We start from the raw sequence: 13,089 nt of genomic DNA, 5'->3' as shown, positions 1-13,089 counted from the left end.
TATCCTATATAGGCTATGCCTACGAAAAAAGAACTCCTCGCCCAGCCCATCCAGCACATCGACATCAAGCAGCATAACGTTGTGGCACTCGTCGATGCCATGCAGTCGATGGCCTTCAGTTCGCGCGATACCGCTCGCGCCGCTTCCATCTACGAAATGATGCTCCGCGACACCGACTGCGGCGTCATCCTGTGCCTCGCTGGTTCGCTGATCTCGGCCGGACTACAGAAGGTCATCGTCGACCTCGTGCGCAACAACATGGTCGATGCCATCGTCTCGACCGGCGCCAACATCGTCGACCAGGATTTCTTCGAGGCGCTCGGCTTCAACCACTACATCGCCGGCGACGAGTATAAGTACGGCCACGAGGACAACACGCTTCGCGAGCTGATGATCGACCGCATCTACGACACGTTCATCGACGAGGAAGAGCTGCGCCTCTGCGACGAGACGACGCACCAGATCACCAACTCGCTCGATCCGCGCCCCTACAGCTCGCGCGAGTTCATCCGCGAGATGGGCGCCTACCTCGCGAAGAACGGCAAGACTCCCCAGGCAGGCGGACGCGATTCCATCGTTCTGGCCGCGTACGAGAAGAACGTGCCAATCTTCTGCCCAGCCTTCTCGGACTGTTCAGCCGGCTTCGGCCTCGTCGCCCACCAGCACGCTCGTCAGGGCAAGCTCTCGGTCTCGATCGACTCGGCAAAGGACTTCTACGAGCTCACCCAGTTGAAGATCGCCAATCCCACCACCGGGCTGCTGATGATTGGCGGCGGCGTGCCGAAGAACTTCGCGCAGGACATCGTCGTGGCCGCAGACATCCTCGGCGTCGATGCCTCGATGCACAAGTATGCCATCCAGATCACGGTGGCCGACGCCCGTGACGGCGCACTGTCTGGCTCGACACTGAAGGAGGCCTCAAGCTGGGGCAAGGTCGACACCACCTACGAGCAGATGGTCTACTCCGAAGCCACCATGGCACTCCCGCTGGTCGCAGGCTACGCCTTCCACAAAAACGCCCAGGCAAATCGCAAGGGCAAGAAGTGGGCAGCCATACTGGATCAGGTGGCAGTAACCGCATAGACCGGGACAAACGCCAGTTACCGGGAGAGGCTGTTTTCAGACAGCCTCTCCTTATTTTGGTGGCAGATAATTGCTCGGATTCTGCTGAAGACTATTGACTTCAATGGCAACACCCTTAGGTGGTATTCCGAAACCGAACAGTTTCTGCAATTCTTGCCATTGCAGACGCAAGAGCTGTTAGCTCCTTTAAATCAGCATCTTAGATTCAAGTATTACTGTTGAGCTTGACTCTCCCAAACGTTCGGTTACTTGCGGTCTACAATTAAGCAATAGTCTGCACCCAATAATCGTTGTACTACTTTGATTTACTAGCATTTCGTTTTAGTTATCTTGACTTTGGCGAGTCAAGTTACCATTTAAAGACGCACTCTGCCCCTGGGATTTCTCGAGGTTCAACCGTCGTATGCATATGCTCCCCGTCCTTGCTTTCTTGTCGCTATTGGCAACATATGGAATCTTGCTTTACGCCTTCTTGAGGGCACAGCGGACGACACGCGATCTGGCCACGCAGCTAAGCAAGGCGCGCGAGCAGCAGCACCAGGACAAGATTCAGCTCACCGAACGGTCTCAGCTTGACACCCTGAAGGACGAGTTCATCTCGACGGTCTCGCACGAGCTGCGCACGCCGTTGACCAGCATTCGCGGCGCACTCGGGCTTCTCTCCTCCGGCACCATCGGGCAGTTCGACGCCAAGGCGCTCAACCTGCTTCGCATCGCAACGACAAACACCGACCGCCTGATCCGTCTGATCAACGACATCCTCGACCTCGAGCGCATGGAATCGGGACGCGCCCCATTGCAGATCCGCCGCTGCTCTCTGCGCGACCTCTGCCAGCAGGCCATTGAGACCATGACGCCGATGGCTGACACAAACTCGGTGCACCTTGAGCTTGTTCCCTTCACCGTCGCCCAGGCTGCGTCCCCCGAAGCCCTCTTCTTCGACGGAGACTCCGACCGCATCCTGCAGGTGCTGACGAACCTTCTCTCGAATGCCATCAAATTCTCGCCTGCTGCCTCTACAGTCCGCATTCATACCGATGCGACCGCGGACTCGATTCTGCTGAAGGTTGTCGATGAAGGCCGTGGCATCCCAACCGATAAGCTGGACTCCATCTTCGACCGCTTCCAGCAGGTCGAACCATCCGATGCACGCCAGCGCGGCGGAACCGGTCTGGGGCTCGCGATCTGCCGCAGCATCGTCCAGCAGCATAGCGGCTCGATCTGGGCGCAGAAGAATCTCGTCAAGGGCACGACGCTCTACGTGATGCTGCCGCGCACAACGCGCGCTACAGACGTATCGCTCCCAGCCGCATTGCCTCCGCGTGGAGAAGGCGCGATCCTTGTCTGCGACGACGACGCCGGCATTCGCACGGTCGTCTCCGAACATCTCACGCGCCAGGGTTACACCGTCATCGAGGCAAGCTCGGGCGACCAGGCCCTCACACTCGCTGCCGAGACGCAGGTGGAAGCAATTCTCCTGGATCTCTACATGCCCGGCCTTAGCGGGTGGGAGACATTGCAGCGTCTACGCAACAATCCTGTAACCGCAAATATCCCGGTCGTTGTTCTCAGCGTTCTCTCGTCGACGTTGCGCCCCCAGCTTACCGGCGATGCACAGGGATGGGTGCAGAAGCCCTTCAATGAAAATCTGCTCTTCGCAGAGCTGGGGCGTGTCCTCCACCATGGCGATGGACCGGCCTATGTTCTTCTGGTGGAAGACGACCATGACCTTGCCAGTGTTCTGATTGCAAACTTCCAGGACGCCGCCGTGCATGTGGATCACGCCTCCACCAGGCAGGAGGCCATCCGGCAGTGCATCAGCCGCAAGCCCGACCTTTTGATCCTCGACCTTACGCTGCCTGACGGCGACGGGTTCTCCTTCGTGGAGTGGCTGCGGCAGCAACCGCCGCTGAAGTCGTTGCCGCTGGTCGTCTACTCTGGCCGCGAGATCTCCGACGCCGAGATGTCGCGCCTGCGCCTTGGCCCGACCGAGTTTCTGACGAAGGCGAAGGTGCAGCCTCATGAAGTTGAGGAGTTGGTGTTGTCGATGGTCCAGCGTATCCGTTCCAGGTTCTCAGACCTGACTACAGCTGGCCCGGCATCCTAACTGACACCCATTAACTCTTCCATAAACATCGTTCCAATCTCAGGTAACCAGACAGGAAGAAACTTCTTTTCATCTGGTATTTTTTTCTTTGCGTGAGAGAATGAGGACGTTCATGCGAAGAGTTCTGATTATTGACGACGAGGATGATATCCGCGAAGTAGCGGCCTTGTCGCTGGAAGCAACTGCGGGCTGGCAGATATTCACAGCCGAGTCTGGCGCTCGAGGAATCGAAGTCGCCATTGCGCACCAGCCTGATGCCATCCTGATGGATGTCATGATGCCTGAGATCGATGGTCCATCCACCTTTCGGGAGATGCAACAGATTCCTTCCATCGCCCACATCCCCGTTGTGCTTCTGACGGCTAAAGTTCAAGGTGTGGACAAGCGGCGGTTTGCCGGGCTTGGCGTCGCAGCCGTGCTCTTCAAACCCTTCGATCCATTGACTTTGGCGGAGCAAATCGCAGACGCTCTTCACTGGACGGACAATCACTCAGCCAACCGAAGCGCAGAGACCTCCTCGACCCCACGATAGAAACAGGTGCAGACCCTCACGCTCCCTGCCAATGATCTCCTCATTCGCTACCACTTTCGTGTTAACTCAAAAGAGGGCCACCTTACCTTCTTTTTGCGTCTTATTCACATGAGCGCAAAACTGGCAGCAGCAGAAGAGATCTCCGCCCTACTGGCAAATCTCTGGCAACGTCATCTCCCCTCGATGCGGGAGCGCCTTGCGCTGCTGGACAAGACCGCGTTGCTGGCGGCATCAGGCAGACTCGACGAGACGGAGCGTGCCGAGGCACAGTCTGTCGCGCACAAACTCTCGGGAAACCTTGGCATGTTCGGCTACGGAGATGCAGGCTCGGTCGCTGGCAAGATCGAAGAGATCCTGAAGAGGCCAACGCAGCAGTCGTTGCTGCATCTCGCGTCCCTCGCCCGCGAGCTTCGCGGGATTCTTGCTCCACATCTCTAAACTACTTCGACTGCCGAACGGCCCATCCCGCCAGATCGATTGCGGCGTCAAAGCCGTCAAAATCGAGCGGCAGCTTATTGCGTCTGTCGACGTACTCGTTGTAGACCCACGGGTCCACAACGGCAAAGACCGTTCCTTTGCCGAACCTGGTCTCTGCCATCAACACATCGCCTTTGTCGGTCAAAACTGCCTTCGCTGGGCCGGAGATGGTGATCGTACTGATCTCCTTCAGATACGCCTTGTGCGGGTAAGTAAAGATACCTGTACCTGCTGGAACCATCACCGTTCCCTGCGGCCAGTTGTTGTTTTCGACCGTATTGCGCAGTACGGCGTTGAAGTGGATTCCGAAGCGCTCGCTCATCGTGTTGAAGTGTTCAAACTCGGAGTTCGTCTTGTCGTTCTCCATCAGAATCAGCACACCGCCAGCCTTGACCCAGGCCTCGATGGCGTCGCCGCTGGCCTTGTCCATGTAATTCGGAGTCGGGTTCTTCGCAGGAATATCGGGCGAAGCCATCAGATATATCTGCGCTTTGTTGAGATCGGCTACTGTAGGTGCGGTCTTGAGAGTTGCCAGCTTGACGCCGTAACGCTGAAAGGCGCGTCCGAAGAACGAAAAGCCCGGATTGGCATCGTCGTCCCACTTGTAGTGGAAGAGCTCCGTCTGTCCCGCCGCATTTTTGCGCTTCTGCGAGTTGAACCAGGCGTCGACCATCACGGTCTTTCCTTGCCCCAATGCCTCGGTCGAGGACTGTCCCATCTCGGCCCCGGCGAGCAGATAAGCGCCCACTCCCTTCGCGTCATTCACACGGGTCGTCTCGCCGATGTAGTAGTCAAATGTTCCGGAGCGATATGGTGTACCGCCAAGACCGCCAACCTTTACCGTTCCATCCAGTTCCATCTTTCCGTCGGCATCGGATTTTACGAAGGCCCTCTGAATTCCCTGCCATCCCTTACGGGCGCTCGCCTCGTCAGCCTGCGGCAGGTATCCCATCCGCACCCCCTTGGCGATCGCGTAGACGAACATACAGCTTGCAGAGGCTTCGGCGAAGTTGCCCTTTTGCGCGCCCTTGTCCATCACCTGCCACCACAGTCCGGTCTTCTTGTCCTGATACGCAATGACTGGCGCAATCGTGCGGTTGAGCGCCGTTACAAGCGCCGCACGCTGCGGATGGTCCGCAGGGAGCCAGTCCAGCACATCGACCAGCGCCATGGCATACCATCCGAGCGCTCGGCTCCATATCTCCGGCGAGAGACCTGTCGCGGGATCGGCCCACTTCATCTGCTTCGATTCATCCCATCCATGCTTCAACAGGCCGGTCTTGGGATCGCGCATGTGGTCGAACATCATCAAAAGCTGTCTGGCGATGTCGTCGTAGTCTGAGGGTTCCTGGAAGGTCGCGGCATAGGCCGCACGAAAAGGTGCAGCCATGTAGGCGCCGTCCAGCCACATCTGGTTGGGGTAGATCTTCTTGTGCCAGTAGCCGCCACTCGCAGTCCGCGGCTGCAAGGCAAGCTGATCGTGAATATACTTCGCGGCCTTGTAGTACTTCGGCTGCTGGGTCACACGGTAGACGAGCAAAACGGCGCGACCCATCTCAATCTCGTCCAGGCTGTGCGCGTCGGCGTTGTATCCCTTGATCGTGCCGTCGGCATCGACGTATTTATCGACCGAATCCTTGATGTAGCGGAAGTCGTCGCCGTTGGCGGTCGCATGCCACTGTGCGGCCATGCCATCCAGCAGCACACCCTCTTCATAGGCCCATGCGCCAGGGTGGTTCTCGGTGCTGACGACCCCGCGAGGCCACTGCTGCATGATCGAAGCTGCCATCTTCGCCGAGGGTTCGTCAATCTTCAGCGCTCCCTGCGCCAGCAGAGAGTTTGCGCCCATCGCCTGAGCTGCCGCCATCGTCCCCAAAGCCGCTACTTGAAACAACTTCATCGTCCAACTCCTGCGGTTGACACACCGCTCAACAGCATACCTGCTCTGCGATTGGTCCGGCCACTGACTGTGGCGGTCAGTTGCATACAAGGGCCGTCCAGACGCCAGCCGCAGCTCCACTGGCCCCGGTTATCGAGAGGTCGACAAACCCTCCGGCAGGAACGGCAACGGCTCCCGTTACGGTGCATTGTCCCCCGCTTGCAGCCGAGCAGGAGAGCGCGGAGTCCGCCATCGCGCCAGACGCTCCCGTTCGCACCGTAACCGTAATTGTGTTCGATTGCTGCGAGTAGACGCTCAGCGATGATGCCGTGCAGCCGTTCGGCGCCCACGTCAGCACCTGCGCACTCTCCGAGGCGCTGGTCGATGTGTTGTTCACCGAGTAGTACAGCGTGTTGAAGGATACAGAGTGATACATCGACGCAAACGGAATGCCGCTTGTCCCAGCTCCACCGCCACCTCCCGAAGCCCCGGCAGCGCCCTGCGGGATGGTGAAGTTAAGCACCGCCGCCAACGGTGTGCCTGTGTTCGTCACTGACGCCAGGGTCCCGGCAGCGCCCGTCGATACAGTCCCCACAGCCACCGTCGCGGCCACTCCTGAAGGTCCTGTCGCACCTGCACTCCCCGCCTGTGCAAGCACGGCCCATGCGGATGGACTGATGTCCGGGGCCGACCCCATGCTTGTTGCCAACGCGAGATAGGTGCTGCCTGCATAGAAGACCGCATCGTTCGCCATGTAGCCGGTCGTGGCAGACCATGGCCCCCGGTATGTCACACCCGCCGGGCCTTGTGTGCCTTGGGGGCCCTGCGTTCCGGTTGCGCCAGCGGCTCCAGCAACTCCCGCCTGGGCAAGCACGGCCCAGTAAGCCGGGCTTACATCGGGCTGCCGGGCACTATTTGCGGCGATGGCGATATAGCTTCCTCCGCTGTAGCTTACCGCATCGCCAACAGCGTAGGAACGCGAAGTTAACCAGCCCCCGCTGAAGCTGACCGGCGGCCCCTGAGGTCCTGCTGGTCCTGTAGCTCCAGTTGCACCAGCCGGACCAGCAGGACCTTGAGCGCCTGTTGCGCCCGTTGAACCAGCAGGACCCTGGGCCGCAAGCACCGCCCATTGCAGCGGGCTCGACGCGGGCGTGTTGCCCGCATTGCCCGCGACGAGCGAGATGTACGTCGAGCCGTTATAGCTCACGGCATCGTTGAGCGCATAGTTCGCCGCCGAGCTGTAGTTGCCCGTGTAGTTCGCTACAGGAGGCCCCTGCGGCCCTATCGCTCCCTGTTGCCCTTGCGGCCCTTGTGGACCAGCCGGTCCCTGCGCGCCGATTGGCCCCTGAGACCCAGTAGCCCCCGCCGCACCTGTCAGACCAGGAGTACCGGCGGCGAAGACAGCCCACGCGCCCGCACTCTGGTCAGGCGTGTTGCCATGATTGTTGTCCACCAGAGAGACGTATCCCGACGAGCCGAAGGTCACTCCGTCGCCAATCGCATAGTTCGTCGTCGACGAGTACGCGCCGCGAAAGGCCATCCCCGCCGGCCCCGCCGCCCCCTGAGGCCCAATCGGCCCCTGCAAGCCCTGCTGCCCCTGAGCGCCCGGGATTCCCTGCGCACCCGCCTGCCCGGCGATTCCCTGAATTCCCTGAGGCCCCTGCTCGCCTGGAGGCCCAACCGATCCCGGAAGCCCTTGCGGCCCGGCAGCTCCCGTCGCGCCCACCGGCCCTTGAAGACCTTGGGGTCCCTGCGCCGTCAAAACTCCCCACTGAGAAGGGCTGGCCGATGGTGTATTCCCATGGTTGACTGCTCCAAGCGAGACATAACTCGCCCCCTGCCAGAACACCACGTCACCCAACGCGTAGTTCGTCGTTGAAGCATAGGCCCCTTGGTAGATCAGCCCGGGCGATCCGGCAGGGCCTGTAGCCCCGGCAACTCCCTGTACACCGGCTGGCCCCGCAGCGCCCACAGGGCCTTGCAGTCCCTGAAGCCCCTGAACACCGGCATCCCCCTTCGGCCCCTGGGGCCCCATTGGCCCTGCCGCACCCTGAATTCCCGCAGGGCCGATAGCACCACCCGCGCCGGGTGGCCCCTGCGGGCCGATTGCGCCGGGATCTCCCTTAGGCCCAACTGGCCCCTGCGAGACCAGCACCACATCAAGCAGAGGGGCATGTCCCGTGAGGTCATTCTCCTTGCTGTCGAATTGAACCGAAGCGGTGCCTGCTGTCAGGGCAAGGCCGTTGTTACTCGAAGGAGCTGCTACCCACCCCTGGACCATTGCCGTCACATCCACCCAGACATATGTCCCCGCCTGTGCGACTGACATCACCTGCTGCGCCGCACCCAGTTGAGGCAGCGTGTTGAAGGTGACGCTGTACTCCCCCCACGACGCGCCTACAGGCTGCACGCTCACCAGCCCCGGCGTATCCGCACGATTGCAGTAAAGCCGCAGCAAGGCACGGGAAATCTGGGACGAAGTCGTTCCACTGGGAAGTGTGCCAAGATCGAACTGGAGCAATGCGGTATAGCCGCCGCCAACGTTCAGGTTCGAGATGGCGCCGCTGTTCGCAGTTGGCCGCGCGCTGTTGACGTGCGTATCGGCGATCAGCACTGGCTCGACTGCGATGGCGGCCATATCGGCCGCGACCAGCAGTGCCGCTGCCAGTCCCGCAGAACGCACGATCTTCACAACCAAACCCATCGGGCCCCTTGGAGCCAATCGATCCGAAAAGGGGACGATATGGCTCACACTGTTCAACGATCGATACTCAGCGATGCACGTTGGCCATGTGTCATGGCCCGGCCATGCGGTACTTTCCCTGCACGTTTATGGTTCAGGGACAAATTTAATGGAAACATCAACATATTACATGCGACTTCCGCGTTATTCGCATCCGCGCCATCACTGGGTTTGCAACATCGGTGGTCTTCCTCACCGGCATCGCATCTCATATAGTGCATAAGTTGACTATTTGATCTTCGAAAAGGAATTGAAGCGACGACATGAGCTCCAATGAGACCAACAAGCCCGGCCACCTCCCCTCCCTCGACTCGCTTGTCGATCTGCCGCGGCTGATCACCGCCTATTACGCCCTACATCCCGACGCCGCGATCGCCGCGCAGCGTGTCGCCTTCGGAACCTCCGGACATCGCGGCAACTCCTTCGCTGCATCCTTCAACGACGACCACATCGCCGCCATCACGCAAGCCATCGTTGAATACCGCACCGCACAACACACGCTTGGGCCGCTGTTTCTTGCCCGCGACACCCACGCTCTCTCCGAACCCGCCTTCACGACTGCGCTCGAAGTTCTTGCAGCCAACGACGTCGAGGTGATGATCGACGAACACCTGGGCTACACCCCCACGCCCGCCCTCTCGCACGCGATCCTGACGCGCAACGCCAACCCGAAGCTGCACCGCGCCGACGGCATCGTCATCACTCCATCGCACAATCCTCCTGAAGACGGAGGCTTCAAGTACAACCCTCCCAACGGTGGCCCGGCAGACACATCCGCAACCAAGTGGATTGAGAACCGCGCCAACGAACTCATCACAGCAGGCCTGAAGGGCGTCAAGCGCACCACCTACGCCAAAGCGCTCTCGGCGGAGAAGACCTACCGCCACGACTACATCACGGCCTACGTCACCGACCTCGCCAACGTCATCGACTTCGACATCATCCGCAGCTCCGCGCTCAAGCTCGCCGTCGACCCACTCGGCGGCGCAGGCGTTCACTACTGGCCGCGCATCGCCGAGCAGTACAAGCTGCCTCTCGAAGTCCTGAACACGCACGTCGATCCCACCTTCCGCTTCATGACTCTCGACTGGGACGGCCGCATCCGCATGGACTGCTCCAGCCCCTACGCCATGGCAAGCATGATCGCGAACAAGGACAAGTTTGACGTTGCCTGGGCATGCGACACCGACCACGATCGCCACGGTGTCGTCACACGCTCCACCGGATTGCTGAATCCCAACCACTACCTCGCCGTGATGATCCAGTACCTCTTCACCAGCCGGCCGGAGTGGGGAGCAAAGACCGCCATCGGCAAGACCCTTGTCTCATCGAGCATCATCGATCGCGTCGCCAAGGGCCTCAACCGTCCCATGCTCGAGGTCCCCGTCGGTTTCAAGTGGTTCGTCGATGGCCTCATCGATGGCTCACTCGGCTTCGTCGGCGAAGAGTCGGCTGGCGCCACCTTCCTGCGCCGCAACGGCACCGTGTGGACAACCGACAAGGACGGCCTGATCCCCGGCCTGCTAGCCGCCGAGATGACCGCCCGCACCGGCAAAGACCCCGGTGTACTCTACGCTGAACTCACCGCAAAGTACGGCAACCCGGTCTACCAGCGCATCGACGCCGCCGCCACCAAGGATCAGAAGGCCAAACTGGGCAAGCTCTCGCCTTCGCAGGTCAAGGCAAAGGAGCTTGCTGGTGAACCGATCACGGCCATCCTTACAGAAGCGCCCGGCAACCACGCCCCTATCGGCGGCTTGAAGGTCACCACGGAAAACGGTTGGTTCGCCGCGCGGCCATCGGGCACCGAAGACGTCTACAAGATCTACGCCGAAAGCTTCAAAGGTCCCAATCACCTGAAGCAGATTCAGAGTGAAGCGCAGGCGCTGGTGAACGCCGCTATCGCCTGAAATCCTGTCAAGGCGAACAAGCAGTTCTTCAGGGCCGAAGGTCCAAACTATACCAGCCTGGGGCAACGCCCCCAGGTTTGAGTCCAGCCACCTGCTAACGAGGGCTGAAGGCCCACTCCATGGCTTTGGGAACATACCCCTCTCCGTAGGGGTATCAGTGGATTCGGATGCCCCCGGTAATGATCCGCGGCGCGGCCAGTGTCAGGTTCGGTGTCCGGCCAGCTTCAATACGTGAGTCCGCCAGGTTCTGCACTGCCGCATAGAGACGAAACTTGTGACCGAAGGAGTGCTCAGCGTAGAGATCGACCTGCGCATAAGTATTCAGCCGGAACTGGTTGGCGGTATCGTCGAACTGCTGCCCGCTCGTCCTGAGATCGACTGCAAAGACGCCCCACTGCCGCTTCTCCATACGCGCCTGAAGCGTTGCGGAGTTGCGCGGAACCTGCGCCGTCCACTTGCCGACCAGCGTCGGATCGACCTGGTACTTCGTGACCGTCGAGTTGGCATACTGGTACCCGGCGGTGACTGCAAGAAAACTGACAGGCCGCATCTCGACCTCGGCGGTGATGCCTTTGCTCGTCAGTTGTCCGAGATTCTGCCGCTGCAATAACTGACTCGTCGGCGTCACACTGATCTGCACCGCCGCAATCGGGCGATTGACCTGCGTCCAGAAGTAGCTGGACCGCACCGTTCCAATACGGCGAACGTTCCACAAGCCGCCCGCCTCCCATCCTGTCGCACGCTCGGAGCGAAGCGCAGGATTTGCCTGGGTCGTCTGCTGCCCAACCTGCCCTGTGCGGTAGAGCTCATTCATCGACGGTCCTCGGAACGCGCGAAACGCTGAAGCTGTCAGTGAGACGCCGCCGCGGAGCTGCTTCACAACTCCCAGTCGAGGATCGAAGATCGTCTCCCCAATCTGCGGAAGAACCGGTGCAGGAGTGACTCCAGTCTGCCGTGCATCGAAGGTGGAAAAGCGATCAACGCGCGATGAAAACGCGACCGACCATCCATGGGGCTGCCACAGCGCCTCACCATAAACGCCGGTGTCACGCTGCCGTGCGCTGATGCTGACGGTCTGCTGAGCAACGTTGTTGGTAACGGGTGTCTCCGCATCCCTGCCGCGCGTATCCAGCACATCGGCGCCTGCAACCAGTGTGAGAGGGCCGTAGCTGTGCGCCCACTGGCCTACCGCTCCCAACTGCGCGGATGGAACAATCTGGAGGCGCGTCAGTCTCTCTGTTGCACGGTTCGCGCCGACGGCCGAAAAGCTCTGCCGATAACCCTGGTTCGCTCCGTGCAGGCGAAGCAGAACTCGACCGTTGCCACCGTCGCTCCAGTCCCCGCCTGTGGCATAGCGCCAGATGCGTGTCGCGTTTGTCGTCAGCGGAGTTCCATTGCTGCGCGCTTCGTTCAGCAGGTTCCCGCGAAGGAAGACCGCACCCGGACCTGCCTCGTGCTGCACCTCAAGCCGCCCGCTCTGCGAGTGCACGTTGGAGGGAACATCCACGGCGCCACGTACCTCCGGGGCAATCAGCGTATAACCTCCAGTGTGAAACAGGGACGCCGCGCCTAGCCCACTCCAGCCCTTCACAGCACCCGTCAGCAGGCCGTTCAGGCTAGACGTGTCCTCGCTCGATCCGCTGAGATCGAGGACATAATCGAACTGTTCAGGAGTCACGGGATTCACATCGATGACGCCGCCGATAGCGCTCGAACCATACAGGTCAGAGGCACCACCACGCATCAGCTCCACGTTGCGCATCGCCAACAGAGGAATCTCGTTCCAGTGAATCCATCCGCCAAAAGGATCGTTGAGAGGAATCTGGTCGCTTAGCACAAGCGTGCGGCTGGCGGCTGTGGAACCAAGCCCACGCAGAGAAGTTCCCTGCGTGGTCGGGTTGGCGACCCACGAGCCCGTCCGGCGGAACAATTGGAATCCAGCCACCTGGCGCAGCTTGTCGTCGAGATTGAAGCCCGGCGCCTCGCCAAGCTGCTGCGCCGACATGGTACGAACGCTGCTGGCGCTGGCGTCAAGCGAGAGCGGAGTGCGTGCCGCCGTCACTTCAACAACGGAATTTTCCGCAGCGACATGCAACATTATGTTGATGTCGCCAGTTCCAATCGGCTGCGACACGGTTGCGAAACCTGCGTGCGAGACCTCAACGGTGGTTTTGGAACTCTGAGCCAGAACACGGGCACACCCCGTATCGTCGCTCGATGCAAAAATGACAGGCCTCGACCGCAGAAGAACCTGGGCACCGCTGATAGCATTGCCCTGCTCATCCTTAACACACACCTTTACCGTACGATCGGCCGCCCACGCCGTTGCAGCATTGAACACCAATCCAATAGCTATTG

Annotated in this window: 8 protein-coding genes; 5 read left to right on the top strand and 3 right to left on the bottom strand. The window is 60.4% G+C overall.

Annotation, left to right across the window (positions count from 1 at the left end; all coding sequences use genetic code 11):
• The first annotated feature begins 15 nt into the window (after positions 1–15).
• The 4 genes from JSS95_04370 (at position 16) to JSS95_04355 (ending at position 4,160) form a co-directional block, all read left to right on the top strand.
• On the top strand, positions 16–1,083 hold the full coding sequence (locus JSS95_04370) for a deoxyhypusine synthase (protein MBS1799042.1): 1,068 nt from the start codon (positions 16–18) through the stop codon (positions 1,081–1,083).
• Positions 1,084–1,486: 403 nt separating this feature from the next.
• Positions 1,487–3,190, top strand: coding sequence for a response regulator (locus JSS95_04365; protein MBS1799041.1), 1,704 nt, complete (start codon positions 1,487–1,489; stop codon positions 3,188–3,190).
• Between the two features lie 112 nt (positions 3,191–3,302).
• Positions 3,303–3,722 carry a response regulator gene (locus tag JSS95_04360; protein ID MBS1799040.1) on the top strand — a complete coding sequence of 140 codons (420 nt, stop codon included), beginning with the start codon at positions 3,303–3,305 and terminating at the stop codon, positions 3,720–3,722.
• A gap of 6 nt (positions 3,723–3,728) precedes the next feature.
• Positions 3,729–4,160, top strand: a complete 432-nt coding sequence (locus JSS95_04355) for an Hpt domain-containing protein (protein MBS1799039.1) — start codon at positions 3,729–3,731, stop codon at positions 4,158–4,160.
• Position 4,161: 1 nt separating this feature from the next.
• On the opposite strand, the gene JSS95_04350 is transcribed toward JSS95_04355, so the two are convergent.
• The gene (locus tag JSS95_04350; GenBank protein ID MBS1799038.1) at positions 4,162–6,099 is read right to left on the bottom strand and encodes a glycoside hydrolase family 88 protein; all 1,938 of its coding nucleotides are present in this window, start codon (positions 6,097–6,099) and stop codon (positions 4,162–4,164) included.
• Between the two features lie 76 nt (positions 6,100–6,175).
• Positions 6,176–8,782 (bottom strand): collagen-like protein, encoded by a 2,607-nt coding sequence (locus JSS95_04345; GenBank protein ID MBS1799037.1) that lies wholly within the window; start codon positions 8,780–8,782, stop codon positions 6,176–6,178.
• 302 nt (positions 8,783–9,084) lie between these two features.
• Here JSS95_04345 and JSS95_04340 point away from each other — a divergent pair, with 302 nt between their 5' ends.
• Positions 9,085–10,731 carry an alpha-D-glucose phosphate-specific phosphoglucomutase gene (locus JSS95_04340; GenBank protein ID MBS1799036.1) on the top strand — a complete coding sequence of 549 codons (1,647 nt, stop codon included), beginning with the start codon at positions 9,085–9,087 and terminating at the stop codon, positions 10,729–10,731.
• A 154-nt stretch (positions 10,732–10,885) separates the two neighbouring features.
• Here the strand turns inward: JSS95_04340 and JSS95_04335 are convergent, their stop codons facing one another.
• A complete protein-coding gene (locus JSS95_04335) occupies positions 10,886–13,072 on the bottom strand; it encodes a TonB-dependent receptor (protein ID MBS1799035.1) in 2,187 nt (728 codons plus the stop codon).
• Positions 13,073–13,089: the final 17 nt, after the last annotated feature.

This window comes from Acidobacteriota bacterium, from assembly GCA_018268895.1.
Classification (GTDB): Bacteria; Acidobacteriota; Terriglobia; order Terriglobales; family Acidobacteriaceae; genus Edaphobacter.
The sequence above is the reverse complement of the archived record's forward strand: the minus strand, read 5'-3'. Positions and strand labels throughout refer to the sequence as shown.